The organism is Ruegeria sp. BC1 (assembly GCF_056539305.1).
Genome location: NZ_JBQFUT010000006.1, coordinates 163,755 through 181,219, shown reverse-complemented (window position 1 = coordinate 181,219; position 17,465 = coordinate 163,755). Strand labels below are relative to the sequence as shown.

17 protein-coding genes are annotated in these 17,465 nt (G+C 58.4%); 5 read left to right on the top strand and 12 right to left on the bottom strand.

The window, feature by feature from the left end:
- Nucleotides 1–24 precede the first annotated feature (24 nt).
- Nucleotides 25–654, top strand: coding sequence for a LysE family translocator (locus ACR0IY_RS14200; protein WP_480674357.1), 630 nt, complete (start codon nucleotides 25–27; stop codon nucleotides 652–654).
- Between the two features lie 3 nt (nucleotides 655–657).
- On the opposite strand, the gene ACR0IY_RS14195 is transcribed toward ACR0IY_RS14200, so the two are convergent.
- Complete coding sequence (locus ACR0IY_RS14195; protein ID WP_480674355.1) at nucleotides 658–825, bottom strand: hypothetical protein; 168 nt, start codon at nucleotides 823–825, stop codon at nucleotides 658–660.
- Nucleotides 826–1,082: 257 nt separating this feature from the next.
- On the opposite strand from ACR0IY_RS14195, the gene ACR0IY_RS14190 reads away from it, so the two are divergent.
- Entirely contained in the window at nucleotides 1,083–1,622 is a 540-nt protein-coding gene (locus ACR0IY_RS14190) for an adenine phosphoribosyltransferase (RefSeq protein WP_480674353.1), read from the top strand.
- 126 nt (nucleotides 1,623–1,748) lie between these two features.
- On the opposite strand, the gene ACR0IY_RS14185 is transcribed toward ACR0IY_RS14190, so the two are convergent.
- The 11 genes from ACR0IY_RS14185 to coxB form a co-directional block, all read right to left on the bottom strand.
- A complete protein-coding gene (locus tag ACR0IY_RS14185) occupies nucleotides 1,749–3,161 on the bottom strand; it encodes an FAD-binding oxidoreductase (protein WP_480674351.1) in 1,413 nt (470 codons plus the stop codon).
- 38 nt (nucleotides 3,162–3,199) lie between these two features.
- Nucleotides 3,200–4,018, bottom strand: a complete 819-nt coding sequence (locus ACR0IY_RS14180; RefSeq protein ID WP_480674349.1) for an MBL fold metallo-hydrolase — start codon at nucleotides 4,016–4,018, stop codon at nucleotides 3,200–3,202.
- 105 nt (nucleotides 4,019–4,123) lie between these two features.
- Complete coding sequence (locus tag ACR0IY_RS14175; protein WP_480674557.1) at nucleotides 4,124–4,708, bottom strand: GNAT family N-acetyltransferase; 585 nt, start codon at nucleotides 4,706–4,708, stop codon at nucleotides 4,124–4,126.
- Nucleotides 4,708–5,970, bottom strand: a complete 1,263-nt coding sequence (locus ACR0IY_RS14170) for a M16 family metallopeptidase (RefSeq protein ID WP_480674347.1) — start codon at nucleotides 5,968–5,970, stop codon at nucleotides 4,708–4,710. Before ACR0IY_RS14170 ends, ACR0IY_RS14175 begins: the two co-directional genes overlap by 1 nt.
- Nucleotides 5,967–7,355 carry a threonine synthase gene (gene thrC, locus ACR0IY_RS14165; protein ID WP_480674345.1) on the bottom strand — a complete coding sequence of 463 codons (1,389 nt, stop codon included), beginning with the start codon at nucleotides 7,353–7,355 and terminating at the stop codon, nucleotides 5,967–5,969. Before thrC ends, ACR0IY_RS14170 begins: the two co-directional genes overlap by 4 nt.
- Entirely contained in the window at nucleotides 7,352–8,029 is a 678-nt protein-coding gene (locus ACR0IY_RS14160; RefSeq protein ID WP_480674343.1) for an SURF1 family protein, read from the bottom strand. Before ACR0IY_RS14160 ends, thrC begins: the two co-directional genes overlap by 4 nt.
- A gap of 155 nt (nucleotides 8,030–8,184) precedes the next feature.
- On the bottom strand, nucleotides 8,185–9,000 hold the full coding sequence (locus tag ACR0IY_RS14155) for a cytochrome c oxidase subunit 3 (RefSeq protein ID WP_480674341.1): 816 nt from the start codon (nucleotides 8,998–9,000) through the stop codon (nucleotides 8,185–8,187).
- Nucleotides 9,001–9,022: 22 nt separating this feature from the next.
- Nucleotides 9,023–9,598, bottom strand: coding sequence for a cytochrome c oxidase assembly protein (locus ACR0IY_RS14150; RefSeq protein WP_480674339.1), 576 nt, complete (start codon nucleotides 9,596–9,598; stop codon nucleotides 9,023–9,025).
- Complete coding sequence (locus ACR0IY_RS14145; protein ID WP_170744440.1) at nucleotides 9,598–9,759, bottom strand: hypothetical protein; 162 nt, start codon at nucleotides 9,757–9,759, stop codon at nucleotides 9,598–9,600. Before ACR0IY_RS14145 ends, ACR0IY_RS14150 begins: the two co-directional genes overlap by 1 nt.
- The gene (cyoE, locus tag ACR0IY_RS14140) at nucleotides 9,756–10,712 is read right to left on the bottom strand and encodes a heme o synthase (protein ID WP_480674337.1); all 957 of its coding nucleotides are present in this window, start codon (nucleotides 10,710–10,712) and stop codon (nucleotides 9,756–9,758) included. Before cyoE ends, ACR0IY_RS14145 begins: the two co-directional genes overlap by 4 nt.
- Before the next feature lie 83 nt (nucleotides 10,713–10,795).
- Nucleotides 10,796–11,707, bottom strand: coding sequence for a cytochrome c oxidase subunit II (gene coxB / locus ACR0IY_RS14135; protein WP_480674335.1), 912 nt, complete (start codon nucleotides 11,705–11,707; stop codon nucleotides 10,796–10,798).
- A gap of 176 nt (nucleotides 11,708–11,883) precedes the next feature.
- On the opposite strand from coxB, the gene tldD reads away from it, so the two are divergent.
- From tldD to topA, 3 genes are all read left to right on the top strand, one after another.
- A complete protein-coding gene (tldD, locus tag ACR0IY_RS14130) occupies nucleotides 11,884–13,305 on the top strand; it encodes a metalloprotease TldD (RefSeq protein WP_480674333.1) in 1,422 nt (473 codons plus the stop codon).
- 239 nt (nucleotides 13,306–13,544) lie between these two features.
- Nucleotides 13,545–14,675, top strand: coding sequence for a DNA-processing protein DprA (gene dprA, locus ACR0IY_RS14125; protein ID WP_480674331.1), 1,131 nt, complete (start codon nucleotides 13,545–13,547; stop codon nucleotides 14,673–14,675).
- 153 nt (nucleotides 14,676–14,828) lie between these two features.
- Nucleotides 14,829–17,447: a type I DNA topoisomerase gene (topA, locus tag ACR0IY_RS14120; RefSeq protein ID WP_480674329.1), complete on the top strand. Its 2,619-nt coding sequence runs from the start codon at nucleotides 14,829–14,831 to the stop codon at nucleotides 17,445–17,447.
- Nucleotides 17,448–17,465 lie beyond the last annotated feature (18 nt).

Here is a 17,465-nt window from a genome sequence, read left to right as displayed (position 1 = left end):
GGCGACAACATGACAGGAAATCCAATGTCTCTCGATCTCTGGCTGGCCTTCGTGACCGCATCAACTGCGTTGCTGCTGATCCCCGGCCCGACCGTACTGCTGGTGCTCAGCTATGCCCTGTCCAAGGGGCGCAGCGTTGCCGTTGCCTCGGCCACAGGCGTCGCATTAGGGGACCTGGTAGCGATGACCGCCTCGCTTCTTGGACTGGGCGCCCTGGTTCTGGCGTCGGCAACCTTTTTTTCGGTGCTGAAATGGGTGGGCGCGGCCTATCTGGTGTGGCTGGGCATCAAACTGTTGCGCAGCGCTCCTTCCGGTGGTTTGCAAACTGTGGATACCGGGCGTGACGTTACCGCCCGCAGCGTTTTTGGCCACGCCGCTGCCGTTACTGCGTTAAACCCGAAATCCATCGCGTTTTTCATAGCGTTCGTGCCGCAGTTCCTGCGCCCGACCGATCCTCTGGGGCCGCAATTCGTCATTCTCATCGCGACTTTCGTGGGTTTGGCCGGGCTGAACGCGCTGGCCTATGCATTGCTGGCGGACCGGCTGCGCAGAATGATCGGGCGTGCCGGGGTTATTACCGCCATAACCCGGTTCGGGGGCCTGACACTGATTGGAATGGGTGTTGCAACCGCAGTCTTACGTCGCCCGGCCTGAGCATCACTGCTCGGCGTTCTCTTTCATGAAACCGCGAATGAAGCGCCTGATTTCCCGTGCGGCCGAGGTGTCCAGCTCTCGGCACAGTTCGACAAAGGCATCGCGCTCTTCCTTGTCGAGGCGCAGGACCAACTGACTGTTCTTCTTGGTGGAAACCTTACCGTCTTTCATTTGCACACCTCTTGCCCCTGTCAACTTTTTGATTCAACACGCAATGCTTTGTATATGCATTGCATGTCAATTGTAGATATCGACCACCTAACAACAATTTGCGTACATGGCAATGAAACTTCACCCCTTTCAGCCAATTCTTTTGCGCGATCAGCACGGTTCGGAAAAACGCGTGCGCACATCGGCAATCTTCCCTTGCAAGGGTGACCCCGATGGGCCAAAAAACCCAGCGTATTTTGACGCCAAAGGGGTTGGCCATGACCAGACACAAGTCAGTCAAGGATTACATTCGTACAATCGTTGATTTCCCGCATGAAGGGATCATGTTCCGGGACGTGACCACACTGTTCTCTGACCCGCGCGGGTTTCGCATTGCAATTGACCAGATGCTGCACCCTTACGCGGGTGAACAGATCGACAAAGTTGTCGGGCTCGAGGCGCGGGGCTTTATTCTGGGCGGTGCCATCGCGCACCAGCTAAGTGTCGGCTTTGTGCCGATCCGCAAAAAGGGCAAGCTGCCCGGAACCACGATCAGTCAAGACTACAAACTGGAATACGGCGAAGCCATCGTCGAAATTCATGATGACGCCATTCAACCAGGTGAGAAAATCCTTGTGGTCGATGACCTGCTGGCTACCGGAGGCACCGCAGCTGCCGGGATCAAACTGATCGAGCGTCTGGGCGGTGAAATCGTTTCATGTTCGTTCATCATTGATCTGCCCGATCTGGGCGGCCGCAAAGTTCTTGAGGAAATGGGCATGGACGTTCATGTCCTGTGCGAGTTTGAAGGGCTCTAACCTCAATTCGGTTGCAAGAACATTCTAAAGGCAAAATCGTCCGTTCACGTCGCAACCTTCAGGCCGGTACTGAACCTGCAAAATGGTAACGCCCATGCCATCGACAAGGTGATCCCGCCGCGCCCGTTACCCTAATACTGCGCCCGGGTTCATGATCCCTTTTGGGTCCAGAGCAGATTTGATTGCACGCATCGCCGCCAGCTTTACCGGATCGCCATATCGCTCCAAATCATCGGTTTTCAAACGCCCGACCCCGTGTTCGGCACTGACCGAGCCGCCGAATTCATGCACGAGGTCGTGAACTGCGGTTTTGACGGTCTGTCGCTGCTGGTCAAATTCCGACCGACGACGCCCTTGCGGCGGGAACACATTGTAATGCAGGTTCCCGTCTCCCAAATGTCCGAAACAATTGATGCGGAACGGTCCCAACTCTGCCACCAAGTCCGCCCCCCGGCGGATGAATTCGGGTATGCGAGAAATCGGCACCGAAATATCGTGACTTGAGATCGATCCGATCAGACGATTGGCCTCGGGGATACGTTCACGCACGGCCCACAATTCCATGTGCTGTGCCTCGCTCTGCGCGATAACTGCATCCCCTACCAGCCCGGAACTTTCCGCCTCTGCATAGAGGTGTTCCAGAGCCTCTGATGGCGACAGCCCGGATGACAGCCCCAGTTCAATCAGAACGCACCATTCAGGCTGCGCGGCAAAAGGCTGGCGGACATCTGGCAGCACTTCGGACAGGAATTGCAACCCCTGCCGATGGATCAGTTCAAAGCTGCTGACCGCTTCGCCGACCTGGCTGCGGGCCAGTGCCAACAACTCGATCGCGGCCTCGGGGGATGTGACCTGTACGATCGCGGTTCCTACCGCCTCGGGGCGTGGAAACAACTTCAACGCGGCTGCAGTGATAATGCCCAGCGTTCCTTCCGATCCAATCAGCAGATTGCGCAGGTCATAGCCGGTGTTGTCCTTACGCAACCGGCTTAGGCCATGCCAGATTTCACCACTGGGTAGAACCACCTCAAGCCCAAGACACAGATCGCGGGCATTTCCGTACCTAAGCACATTCACCCCACCCGCATTCGTGGCGAGATTCCCGCCAATCCGGCAAGAACCCTGCGCGGCCAGAGACAAGGGGAAAAGCCGGACGGCCTCTTCTGCTGCAGCCTGCACTTCAGCTAGGATGGCACCTGCCTCTGCGATCAGAATATTCTCAGTTGGATAAACGGCCCGGATCGCCGTCATACGCTCCAGCGAAACCAACAGCGGCGCCGGCCCATCCGGCTTCACCTGCCCGCCTACCAGCCCGGTGCCCCCGCCGTACGGAACCACTGGCACGCGCACGTCCGATGCCAACCGAACCAACGCAGAAACCTCGTCAACCGTGCGTGGCAGAGCCAGGAGCCCCGCTTGCCCCAAAAAACGGCGACGCGGTTCTTCCAGATAGCGTTCAGTGACGGGCCGCAGAATATCATCGCCCAATTTGGCATGGATAAGGTGGGCAAGACGTTCATCGGCAGAATTCAGTGTCATGCCTTTTCCTTGCCCAAGCCGGACCTCTTCGACAAGCCCTATTCCAGATCAATCAAGTATTGGGGCTCAAGCACAACGATCGTCGGCCTGTCCGGTAGCGTGCGCAGGGACACCGTGATTTCAGACACACCCGCGCGCTCGACTGGGAAATCATTGCGAATATCGACCAGAAACCGGTCCAGCGAAAACCCGGAAAACCAGTGCATCGGGATGATAACAGAGCTTTTCAGCCGTTTTAGAACCGAGATCATGTCTGGCAGCGGCATGGTCGTACCCCCATCCACCGCAGCCATCACCACATCCAACCGCCCCAAGGCCGCAAATTGCTCGTCGGAAGGCACATGATGCAAATGACCCAGATGGCCGATGCACAGTCCTTCGACCTCGAACACAAAAATCGAGTTGCCACGCTCCTCCACCCCGCCATAGGCGGACCGAATATCGGTCGAGACATTGCGCACCAGCATTTCACCCAAATCCAGGTAGTGCTCGATTCCCTGCCCAAAATCGCCCCATCCAGGCAAAACGTGGGGAATGGCCGGATCCGGGTGAGCAGTCCAGTGGGTGCTGTGGGCATGGTTCATGGTGACAATATCGGGGATTAGATCAGCACTACCGATAAAGCCGGTGAAATCGGTCACCGCGCTCAATCCGCCCTGCGTATGGATCAGGAACGACGCATGAGCAATGTAGCTGATCCGCACCGAATACTCTGGGATTGGGTCCGTCCAGGCGGCTTTCTGGATATATTCTATACCTGGCGCGGCATCGGCGATTGCCACACAATGGCTCGGCCGCCGCTCCTGAGCCATCGCCCCGCCCGAGATCAACATCAATACCGCAACTACCCAACGCATGAGATGAGTTTAGCGCAAGCCGCCCTCAAGTCATCTCCCTTGTTCATCTAGCTGCAAAATTCACAGGGGTTTGGGGGCAAAGCCCCCTCGTCCCGGCAGAGCCACCTACCCCGCGTCCGTTTTGCCGCGCCGATCCGACCGCAGGCTGGCATACAGCACATGTGTCCGCCAGCGCCCGTTGATCTGCAGGTAGGATTGCGCCACACCTTCGTACTTGAACCCCGAGCTTTCCAAAAGCCCGCGCGAAGGCGTATTTTCCGGCAGACAGGCCGCCTCGATCCGGCTCAGGTCCAGTCGGGTAAATGCGTAGTGGACGACTGCACCGATGGCTTCGCGCATGTACCCGTTCCGCGCAAAGGATTGCCCCGTCCAATAGCCCAACGTTCCCGCCTGCGCCGGGCCACGACGGATATTGTCCAGCGTGATCGCACCGACCAGAACATTGTCAGACCGCCGAAACAGGAACAACGGGGTTGCCGTGCCACTGGCCACCGAACGCTGCGCCCAATAAACCCGGTTGGTGAAGGCCTTCCGGCTCAGATGATCCTTGGCCCAGATCGGCTCCCATGGGGTCAAGTATGCTTTGGACGCGCGGCGGAGAGCCGCCCAATCGTTGAAGTCGGAATGGACAGGCGGACGCAGACTCAACCGCTCGGTTTCGAGTTTCAGCTTGCGTCGGCCCAACAGCATCACGCCGCACGCCTCTCCTGCAGTTCAACCAGCGTTGGTGCACTTGAGACAGGACCATAAAGCGCCAGCGCCGCAGGGGCCTGCACTGCCATCCGTTCCGCAAAAGCGCGCACATCTTCGGTGCTGACCGCATCGATTTTGGCAACCGTATCCTCGAGCGAGGGTACACGTCCCCAGATCTGCACCAACCGTGCCAGACGTTCGGCGCGGTTCGACGGGCTTTCCAGCCCCATCAACATGCCTGCCTTCATCTGGGCACGCGCACGGGCAACCTCTTCCGGGCTCATATCCTCGGCGGCGCGTTTCATTTCGTCGATGGTGATAGTCGCCAGTTCTGCAACCTGATCAGCGGACGTTCCAGCATAAATCGTGGTCGTCCCTGTATCGGCATAGGCGCCGGTCTGCGCAAAGATCGTGTAGCAAAGCCCACGCGTTTCACGCACTTCCTGGAACAAACGTGAGGACATGCCACCGCCTAGCGCCGTCGAATAGATCTGCGCTGTATATATCGCATCGTCGCGATAGCCCGGGCTTTCCAGTGCCAGCGCAAAATGCGCCTGCTCCAGCTCTTTCTCCTGCCGTGCCTCACCACCTGTGAAACGAGCAGCTTCGGGAATCAGACCTTTGCGCGGTTGAAGATGGCCAAACATCTCCTCGGCCATCTTCATCAACGCATCGTGGTCCACAGCCCCAGCTGCGGACAGGATCATCTGCTCAGGACCGTAATGTTCTGCCACAAAACCAGACAGGTCTTCACGGGAAAACGCACTGACCCGCTCGGACGGGCCGAGAATGGTCCGGCCCAGCGGCTGGTCGTGATAGCTCTGCTCCTGCAACCAATCAAAAATCACATCGTCAGGCGTGTCATAGGCCTGTCCGATCTCCTGAAGGATCACGCCGCGCTCGACCTCAATCTCGCGCGGATCGAAGACGGGGTTCAGAACGATGTCGCCGATCACGTCCATCGCCAGCGCAACGTCATCCTTAAGGACGCGCGCATAATAAGCCGTCACCTCGCGCGAGGTATAGGCGTTGATGTATCCGCCAACATCCTCGATCGCCTCGGCGATTTGCAGCGCGGATCGACGCTCGGTTCCCTTGAAGGCCATGTGCTCAAGGAAATGCGCGATGCCGTTCTGTTCGATCCGCTCATGCCGCCCGCCGGCGGTCACCCAGATGCCGATGGCCGCCGATTGCAGCCCCGGCATATGTTCACTGACGATACGAAAGCCGTTCTTCAGTTGGTCTTGTCTGACAGTCACTCAGCAATATGCCTTTTGATATGATCCTCGAGGGTGCCCAGGTCCTTGGCGATGCGGGTCACCCGTTCCGGACGTTCATACAGATCAGACATGCGGGATGGAAGAGGCGGATGTTCACCGCTCGCCTTCTCGACCGCTGCCGGGAATTTCGCCGGGTGCGCAGTGGCCAACGTGATCATCGGCACATCAGCGGCACGGTGTTCCTCAGCCACTTTGACACCAACAGCGGTGTGAGGACAAATCAGCTCGGCGCTATGGACCAGCGTATTCTTGATCGTCGCCAGCGTTTCATCCTCTGATACCCGGCCCGAGTCAAAGCTCTCGCGCAGTGCCTCCATCGCGCCTTGGCTGACATTGAAGCCACCGTTCTTCAGCTCATCCATCAACTGCGCAACCGCACCGCCATCCTCGCCATAGGCATAGTACAACGCGCGTTCGAAGTTCGAGCTGACCTGAATATCCATCGACGGGCTGATCGAGGGGATGGTGTCGCCCTTAAAATACCCCTCCCCACTCAAGCAGCGGTGCAGAATGTCGTTTTGGTTCGTCGCCACCACCAGACGGTCGATCGGCAGCCCCATACGTTTGGCCAGATAGCCCGCAAAGATATCGCCGAAGTTTCCGGTCGGCACTGTAAAGCTGACTTTGCGATGCGGAGCACCGAGGCTGACGGCGGCCGAGAAATAGTAGACGATCTGCGCCAGTACCCGCGCGAAGTTGATCGAGTTCACACCGGCCAGTTTTACACCGTCGCGGAAGTCGAAATCGTTGAACATATCCTTGAGCGCGGCCTGGCAATCGTCAAAATCTCCATCCACGGCCAGCGCATGCACGTTGCTATCCGCAGGCGTCGTCATCTGGCGGCGCTGCACCTCGGAGACCCGCCCATGCGGAAACAAGATGAACACGTCTACAGCATCCAGGCCTCGGAATGCCTCAATCGCAGCTGATCCGGTGTCGCCGCTGGTGGCACCCACGATGGTCACGCGATCTCCGCGACGCTTCAGGGCCACCTGGAACAACTGACCGATCAGTTGCATGGCAAAGTCCTTGAAGGCCAGCGTTGGGCCGTGGAACAGCTCGAGCAGGAAGTGGTTCTCGTTCAGTTGCTTCAACGGCGCGCGGGCGTCGTGGCCGAAGCCTTCATAGGCGCGGGCGATGATCTCTTTGAATTCATCCTCAGCAAACGACCCACTGACATAGGGCCACATCACGCGAAAGGCGATTTCCTCATAGGGCAGACCAGCCAGCGCGGCGATCTCGTCCTGCGACATCACCGGGATCTCAGCAGGCAGGTACAGGCCACCGTCCCGGGCCAGACCGGTCAGCATCGCCTCTTCAAATGTCAGTTCGGGCGCTTGCCCACGGGTAGAGATATATTTCATTGCTCTTCACTCTTTGAAGGGACGCGGGTGCGCCACAGGAAATAGCCGGTCATCGCGGCCCAGACCAGAGCCAGACCAAACCATGTGATTGCATATTGCAGGTGATCGTTGGGAATACCCGCCGTGTCCACCGGCAGAGGCGTGATGCCCGGATCAGTTTGCGAGCGGGCGATTAGCAGCACCGGTTCGGCCCCCAATGCAACCGCCAGATTGGGTACGTCGCGGGCAAACCAGATGTTGTCATCAATATCAGGCGCGGGCGTGTAGCTGTCGACTTCATCCGGCCAGTGCAGATTACCAGTTACTTCCATCGGCCCCGTCAGTCGATCAACCTGTTTGGCGACTGTCGGCACAAAGCCTCTGTCCACCAAAATCGTCCGACCTTCGGTGCTGAAGGATTGGATAATGCGATACCCCGCCCCAACCTGTTTGACCGAGACCAGAACGTGGATTTCACCCGGCTCCATCTCACCAGACAGTGTGACAGGCAGGTACTTGTCGTGCTCAGCCGAGATAGCCTCTGGCAAACCCAGCGGTTCGGCTGCAATACGACCTTCGATCTCTGACAGTATTCCCTGTTTCCACACCAAACGCTGTGTCTGCCAGAAACCCAGCGACAACAGGATTGCCAGACCGGCAATACCAAATATCAGCAGGAACAGGATGCGGCGCATGGCGATGCCAAACCTCGTTGCAGAAACCGGCGTCTTGTTAAGGGGGGAGCCAACGTAAATGCAACCACCCAATTGTATCGGGCGCAATCTAGCGCCCCGCACAGAGAAAAAGCCGCCCCAAAGGGCGGCTTTTGCAATTGATCAGCCCGTCCGGCTTACATCAGCGGAGCCTGGCCCCAGATGTAAACGGCGAAGAACAGGAACAGCCAGACAACGTCAACGAAGTGCCAGTACCAGGCTGCCGCCTCAAATCCGACGTGCTTCTCTGGCGTGAAGTCTCCACGCAAAGCCCGGATCAGACAAACGCTTAGGAAGATTGTTCCGATGATTACGTGAGCGCCGTGGAAACCAGTGGCCATGAAGAAATTCGAGTAGAACTGGTCGCCGCCAAACTCCCAACCCTCATGCGCCAGCAGTTCGTAGTATTCAAACGCCTGCAGGAAGGTAAATGCGAGACCCAGCACGATACCGATAGCCAGACCATTGATCAGCGCCTTGCGGTCATTGTCGTGCACCAGCGCGTGGTGCGCCCAAGTGATCGCGCAGCCCGACAGCAACAGGACCAGAGTGTTGATCAGCGGCAGGTGGAACGGGTCAACCGCGTGGATGTCCGGCTGAATGTATTCAGTGCCGGCATAGTCGTACATCGGATACATGCGATGTTTGAAGAACGACCAGAACCAGGCAAAAAAGAACATAACTTCGGACATAACGAACAGGATGAAGCCATAACGCAACCCGATGCGCACGACCGGAGTATGATCACCTGCACGGCTTTCGGCCACAACTTCGGACCACCAGGCGAACATGGTATACAGGACGGCCACCAGACCAGCCCAGAACATGAACGGGGTGATCCCGTGCATCCAAAGGACGGCTCCGAACAGCATCACAAAGCCACCGATCGCGCCGATCAGCGGCCAAATCGACGGGGCCAGAATGTGATAATCATGGTTTTTTGCGTGTGCCATCAGCGTCCCTCACCTACAGGCGTTAGTTCGTGTTTGTATCAGCCTGCGTCTCTAAGGCGGCATAGCCTTCGGGCAGGTCAATTTCGTAGAATGTATACGACAGAGTGATCGTATGCACATATTTGGCTTCGAGATCCTCGACCATTTCGGGATCCACGAAGAAAGTTACCGGCATTTGAATCCGTTCGCCGGGCTCCAGCACCTGCTCTTCAAAGCAGAAACAGGCGATTTTCTGGAAATACCCACCTGCCGAATAGGGTGCCACGTTATACGACGCTTGACCGGCAATCGGGCGATCCGTCGGGTTAAAAGCCTCATAAAACGCCAACCCGGTTTCGCCGATGCGTACTTCCATCTCGCGCTCAACGGGTTTGAATTCCCATGCCATGTCCTTGGCTTTGGAGGCGTCAAAACGGACGGTGACCGTACGATCAAGAATGTCCTCAGGCGCTTGTGCGGCCACACCAGTCGTACCGCCGAATCCAGTGACGCGACAGAACCAGTCGTAAAACGGAACAGCGGCCCACGCGAGGCTGCCCATCAGGACAACCACACCTACCGTCTGAGCGACGGTCTTCTGAGGGCCCGACAGCGCCATTAGTTCTGCACCTCTTGAGTCGCCATTCCGAAGTCCGTGCCCGAGACCTTAACGATCGTCAGACCAAAAATGATCACGATAAAGGCAGCCAGTGTCAGGCCCACCCCCAAATTGCGGCTGAACCGCCGCTGATGCAATTCGTGGCTTTTACGCAGGCTCATGACCAGCCTCCCAGCCCATAGGGTTTCAGCAGTGCCTCTGCCAGTATCGCGCCGAAGTGCAGGAAAAGGTAGAGCAATGACAGCTTGAAGAAAGAGCGCTCGACCTTGAAATTGTCGGCCTCTGCGTCGTCTTCAGTCCGGCGGGAAATCTGCCAGGCTCCGCGCAGGAACAACGCATTCATTACCACAGCAACGGTCAGGTAAACCGGGCCACCTATGTCCGAGAAAGCTGTTCCAACAGCCAGAATGGCCAGCAGTGCGGTGTAGACCAGAATATGCCAGCGCGTCGCGCGGCGACCGTGGGTAACGGTCAGCATCGGCACGCCCGCATCGTCGTAGTCCGAGCGCATGAACAGCGCCAGCGCCCAGAAATGCGGCGGCGTCCACATGAAGGTCAGGGCAAACATCAGCCACGGCTCAATAGACATCGAACCCGTTGCAGCCACCCATCCGATGACCGGAGGGAACGCTCCCGCTGCACCACCGATAACGATGTTCTGCGGCGTCGAGCGTTTCAGCCACATCGTGTAGATGACGACATAGAAAAAGATCGTGAAGGCCAGAAAGGCACCAGCGAACCAGTTCGTCGCCAGCCCCAGCATGATCACCGACATCCCGGACAGGGCCAGCCCAATGGCCAAGGCCTCGCCCTCTTCGACCTTGCCGGACGGAATCGGGCGGCCTTTGGTGCGCTTCATCACCTTGTCGATATCCGCGTCCCACCACATGTTGAGCGCACCGGACGCACCGCCGCCGATGGCGATGAATAGGATGGCACAAAAGCCGACAAACGGGTGCACCGGAACCGGGGCGGCCAGCAAACCGACCAGAGCGGTAAACACCACCAGCGACATCACGCGCGGCTTCAGCAAGGCGAAATAATCGCCAAAGCTGGCCTCGTCCGCGCGGGTCTGCGCGGCTACGGTGCTGGCATTGATGCTTGCGTCGCTCATGTTTGGTCCTTCAGGGGCGAAAGCTGCGCGGTGACCGCGCAGCCTGTCTTATTCAAAGCGCGGGATGGATCCCGCGTAGCGCATCAGTTCGAAGCAACCTGATAGGCGGCGGGCTGACCTGCATACTCGTCTAGAGCACCTTGCAGCCACTGCTCATAGGCCTCTTCGCTGACCACTTTAACCGTGATCGGCATGTAGGCGTGATCCTTGCCGCACAGCTCGGAACACTGGCCGAAATAGATGCCTTCCTTCTCGGCGCGGAACCACAGCTCGGCCAGACGACCGGGAACACCGTCCTGCTTTACGCCAAAGGACGGAATGGTCCACGAGTGGATCACGTCCGACGCGGTCACCTGCATCACAACGATTTTGCCAACTGGCACGACAACCGCCGTGTCCGTCGCCAGCAGCCATTCGTCCTCGCTGTAACCGGCGTCAGCCAGCTTGGCGCGCATCGCGTCGTCTAGCACAAACGGGGTCACATCTGCGTCCGCAGGGCGGGACCCTTCATCCAGCGTCGCTGGGTGACCCAGCAGATAGCTGTCGAATGCAAAGTCATGGTCAACGTATTCGTAGGTCCAGTACCACTGGTTGCCGACCACTTTGATCACTACATCACCCTCGGGAATTTCCTGCTGCTTGAACAGAACCGGCAGCGAGAAGGCCCCGATAAAGACCAGAATCAGGATCGGGCCCAGGGTCCAGGCGATCTCAACCGGTGTGTAATGCGAGAATCGCGCCGGGGTCGGGTTGACGCGCTTGTTGTAGCGCACGATGCAGTAAACCAGCAGGCCCGCGACCAGCAGACAGATCGCTGTGATGATGACCAGAATCATCCCGTCCAGCCGTTGAATTCCGTCCGCCAGGCTGGTGGCTGAAGGCTGGAAGCCCACGCCGCCGGCAACCGGCTTGCCAATAATTTCAAGCTCCTGAGCCATGGCGGGAAGGCTGGAGAGGGCTGTCATAAGCCCCGAAAGCATCAAAGCATTCTTCATTTTCTGTCCTGATCGTTTGATCTTTACGTCCCTGGCGAAAAGGCGTGAATCGGTCACACCTCACCCGTTGTCTTTGGCCGCGTTAAAAACCATATTCCTGCGGGTAGATAAAGCAAAATGCTTGCGTCAAACAGACGCTATTTTTGATCTGGATCAAACTCGAAAGGTCCCAACCGATGTCAAACGACCCGTTTCGCCCATTTGAACGCGCTCTTCCGCAGGACGAAGCACTTGCGGTTTTGCAGTCTGCCACGTTCGGGGCCGAAGACGGAGAACTGTTTGTCGAGCGTCGTAAATCCGAGTCATTGGTCTTTGATGACGGGCGGTTGAAGACGGCCTCGTATGATGCATCCGAGGGGTTCGGGTTACGCGCGGTACAAGGCGAAGTCGCCGGGTATGCGCATTCCACCGACGTTTCGATTCCCGCTTTGAAGCGCGCTGCTGAAACGGCGCGGTTAGCCGTTGGCGACGGCGGGGGAACTTTGGCGGATGCGCCGCGGGCTACCAATAAACGCCTGTACACGGATGAAGATCCGATCGAATCCGCCAGCTTTCCTGTGAAAATCGAAACCCTGCGCGAGATAGACGCTTTTGCCCGTGATTTGGACCCGCGTGTCGTACAGGTCAGCGCCACCATTGCCGCCGCCGTGCAGGAGGTCGAAATTCTGCGCCCCGACGGTGTGCACGTGCGTGACGTACGCCCGATGACCCGGCTGAACATCTCGGTCATCGTCGAACAGAACGGCCGCCGCGAGAGCGGTTCGGCTGGCGGTGGTGGCCGTGTCGGGCTCGACGGGTTGATCGACCCGGCTGACTGGAAGGACAAGGCGCGAGAGGCGCTGCGGATTGCTCTGGTCAACCTGGATGCGATCCCTGCCCCCGCCGGTGTGATGGAGGTCGCTCTGGGCCCCGGCTGGCCCGGTATTCTTCTGCACGAGGCCATCGGGCACGGGCTGGAGGGCGATTTTAACCGCAAAGGCAGCTCGGCCTTTGCCGGGCTGATGGGCCAGCAGATCGCGTCGAAGGGTGTGACTGTTGTGGATGACGGCACCATCGTAGACCGGCGGGGTTCGATTTCAGTGGATGATGAAGGCACGCCCAGTTCGCGCACCGTGCTGATCGAGGATGGCATCCTCACCGGCTATATGCAGGACCGCCAGAACGCACGTCTGATGGGTGTTGCCCCCACCGGCAACGGGCGGCGGCAGAGTTATGCACATAAGCCCATGCCGCGTATGACCAATACCGTCATGTTAAGCGGCGATGCCGATCCTGCTGCGTTGGTGGCTGACATCAAGGACGGCATCTGGGCCGTGGGCTTCGGCGGTGGTCAGGTAGACATCACCAACGGCAAGTTCGTGTTTTCCTGCACCGAAGCCTACCGCGTTGAAAACGGCAAGATCGGTGCTCCGGTCAAAGGCGCCACCTTGATCGGTGACGGACCTTCAGCACTTAAGCGTATTCGCGGGTTAGGGAACGACATGGAGCTGGATCCGGGCATGGGCACCTGCGGCAAGGATGGGCAATGGGTGCCGGTAGGGGTTGGTCAGCCCACGGTTCTGATGGATGGCCTGACCGTCGGAGGTTCAGCTGCCTAGGTGAGAATCAAACTCTTTCGTCGAAGCACAGAGTTAACGCCGGACTTTGACGAAAGAGTGTTTTCTGCCTCATCCCGTTTTTTTGGAAATCGCTTGATATGGTTTTTTGTTTTTTATTTTCAATTGTCTACAAGACTCCCAGATAACGAACCGCGAAATAATCCGAAAAATTTGTTGCGATTCAGAAGCTGTTAACCCCCGCAGTCGTAAACCAGTTCTGCAATCAGGCGGAGCATCGGATGACCGAAGAGCAGCTTTCTTCCAATCACCCCACACTCCCACCCACCACGGAAGAGGACCGGTTTTCCTGGCTTCGTCTGTTGCGCTCTCGCAAGGTGGGCCCGGCGACATTTCGTCGGTTGCTGCGGGAACATGGCTCGGCGCAGAACGCGCTGGCCGCGCTGCCGGAAATGGCACGCGCTGCCGGAATCGAAGGGTATGAAATTTGCCCGACCGGCGTGATTGAGGCGGAACTCAGGGCCGCAAAAGCGGCAAACGCGCGGCTTTTGTGCCTTGGGACCTCCGATTTCCCTGACGCTTTGAACGACCTTAACGATGCACCGCCGATGCTGTGGGCGATTGGCGACGTGACCCTGTTAAAACGCCGGTCGGTCGCGATGGTTGGCGCGCGCAACTGTTCCTCGCTTGGCGCACGAATGGCCAGAGGGTTGGCCACCGAACTTGGAAAACAGGGGTACGTTGTGGTTTCGGGGTTGGCGCGTGGTATCGACACGTCCGCCCATATGGCGGCGTTGGAAACTGGCACCGTTGCTGTGATGGCTGGCGGTGTTGACGTCATTTATCCAGCGGAAAATACCGATCTGGCACACGATATCGCCACATCTGGCCTCCGCCTGTCAGAACAACCTATGGGAATAACTCCGCAAGCGCGGCATTTCCCGCGCCGCAACCGGATCATCTCGGGGCTGGCACAAGCGGTGGTGGTGGTTGAGGCCGCTGCGAAGTCCGGCAGCCTGATTACAGCGCGGGACGCGCTGGATCAAGGGCGCGAGGTTCTGGCCGTGCCCGGTCACCCGTTTGATGCACGTGCCGCCGGGTGCAACATGTTAATCCGGGACGGAGCCACACTGGTGCGGTCCGTCGACGACGTGATCGAGGCGCTACCGCAGCAGCAAACAAATTTGATTGAGGCTGAGCCCCAGCCTGACGTGGCGCCAACCGCCTATCCAATGGGAGCCACGCTACATAATGAAATCCTGTCCCGGCTAGGGCCTTCGCCTATTGCCGAAGACCAGTTGATCAGGGATATTTCGGGCACTGCGGGTGAAATCGGCCCGGCGCTGATTGAACTTGAACTCGACGGGCGTATCCAACGCCAGCCCGGTGGTTTGCTGTCACTGACGGCCTGATCGGCAAGGCTCGACGAAAATTTGACGTTTATGGCGCTGAAATCACGGCCAATTATCGGGAATCAAAGGAACGCATTGACAATTCGCTCTTGCCCTCCCCATTTTGCACGATCATAGAAGGCGCCTAATCCGTCGAGCGAGGTTTCCCCTTAAATGCCTGTAGTTGTTGTAGAATCCCCGGCCAAAGCCAAAACAATCAACAAATATCTCGGCCCCGACTACACGGTTCTGGCGTCTTATGGCCATGTGCGCGATCTGCCCCCGAAGGATGGATCGGTTGATCCCGAGCACGAATTCTCAATGAAATGGGAGGTCGGCAACGACAGCCGCAAACATGTTAAGGCCATCGCCGACGCGCTGAAAGAGGACAACGCCCTGATCCTCGCGACCGACCCTGACCGCGAGGGCGAGGCGATCAGCTGGCACCTGCAGGAGGCGCTGACCAAACGACGCTCGATCAAGAAGGACACGCCGGTCAGCCGCGTCACCTTCAACGCGATTACGAAGGACGCGGTAACCGAAGCGATGCAGAACCCGCGTCAGGTCGACATGCCGCTGGTCGAGGCCTATCTGGCCCGCCGCGCGCTGGATTATCTGGTGGGTTTCAACCTGTCCCCGGTTTTGTGGCGTAAATTGCCCGGTGCCCGATCAGCAGGCCGGGTGCAATCAGTCTGCCTGCGCCTCATCGTCGAACGTGAGATGGAAATCGAGGCCTTCAAACCGGTAGAATACTGGTCGGTCAAGGCCGTATTCGAAACACCGCGCGGCCAGACCTATGAGGCGCGTCTGGTCACTTTGGCCGGCAAGAAACTGGACAAGCACGATCTGGCGAACGCAACGCAGGCAGAATTGGCGGTTCAGGCGATCACCAGCCGTGCGCTTAGCGTTATCTCAGTCGAAGCCAAGCCAGCTGCCCGTAACCCCAGCGCGCCGTTCATGACCTCGACCCTGCAGCAGGAGGCCAGCCGCAAGTTTGGTATGGGCGCGCGCCATGCGATGCAGGTAGCGCAGCGGCTGTATGAGGCTGGCTACATTACTTATATGCGGACAGACGGCATCGACATGGCCCCCGAAGCCGTGGCCGCCACACGGGACGCCATCGCGGATCGTTATGGCGCAGACTACGTGCCAGAAAGCCCGCGAATGTACAAGAACAAGGCCAAGAACGCGCAGGAAGCTCACGAGTGTATCCGCCCGACGGATATGTCACGCGACGCCAAAGCACTGAAAGTCACGGATGAGGATCAGCGCAAGCTGTATGACCTGATCTGGAAACGCACAATCGCTTGTCAGATGGCCGCCGCCCGGCTGGAGCGCACCGCGGTTGAAGTCGGCAGCGACGATGGTCAGGTCGGCCTGCGCGCCACGGGTCAGGTGGTTTTGTTCGACGGCTTCATGCGCGTTTACGAAGAAGGCCGCGATGACGTCGCTGATGAGGATGACAAGCGCCTGCCGCAGATTACGCAGGGCGATCCTGCCCCGTTTGCCAAAACCTCGCTGAAGGAACAGGTCACCAAAACGGACGACAAGGCCGCGATCCTGTCCGACAACGAAGCCGTTCTGGCCCTGCAACACCACACTCAACCGCCGCCGCGCTATACCGAGGCCACGCTGGTCAAGCGGATGGAGGAGCTGGGTATCGGTCGACCATCGACCTATGCCTCGATCGTGACCACGATTCAGGATCGGGAATATGTGCGCAAGGACAAGAACCGACTGATTCCCGAAGAAAAAGGCCGGATCGTTACTATCTTCCTGCTGAACTTCTTCCGGCAATATGTGGGGTACGAATTCACCGCCAACCTGGAAGAAGAGCTGGACGATGTCAGTGCCGGTGATCGAGACTATAAGGACCTGCTGGGCAAATTCTGGCGCGATTTCTCGGCCGCGATTGGAGAAACCTCCGAGCTGCGGATTTCCGAGGTTCTGGACAAGTTGGACGAAGCCCTTGCACCGCAGCTGTATCCCCCGCGCGAGGATGGGTCCGATCCGCGGATCTGTCCGAAATGCGGGACCGGCCAGTTGCACCTTAAGACTTCGCGCACGGGCGGTTTCGTCGGGTGCGGCAATTACCCGGAATGCACCTATACTCGTCCCATCGCCGGCGAAGGGGCCGAAGGCGAAGAACGTCTGCTGGGTGAGGATGCTGGCGATGAAATCTGGCTGAAATCCGGTCGGTTTGGGCCTTACGTCCAGCGCGGCGAAGCCACGCCCGAGAACAAGAAGCCCCCGCGCGCTTCGCTGCCTCGCGGCTGGAGCAAGGATGACATGGATCTGGACAAGGCGCTGACCCTGCTGTCTCTGCCCCGCCAGATCGGTGAGCACCCCGAGGGCGGCATGATCAGCTCGAATTTCGGGCGGTTTGGACCCTACCTGATGCATCAGTTGCCGGATGAGGCCAAACCGGTTTACGCCAATCTCAAGGACCCCAACGATGTGTTCGAGATCGGCATGAACCGGGCAGTCGAACTGCTGGCCGAAAAGCGCGCCAACCCTGGACGTGGCAGAAGGGCAGCAGCCAAGCCGTTGAAGGAATTGGGTGAACATCCCGATGGCGGCGCTATTCAGGTTCTGGATGGGCGGTACGGTCCTTATGTGAAGTGGGAAAAGGTCAACGCGACGCTGCCCAAGGACATCAAGCCCGAAGACGTGACGCTGGAAATGGCGGTGGAACTGGCCAACGAAAAGGCGTCCAAGAAGGGCACCAAAAAGAAAGCCGCGCCGAAAAAGAAGGCGGCTGCGAAGAAGACCACCAAGAAAGCGGCCACGTAAAAGGGGTTAGGTAGAAAT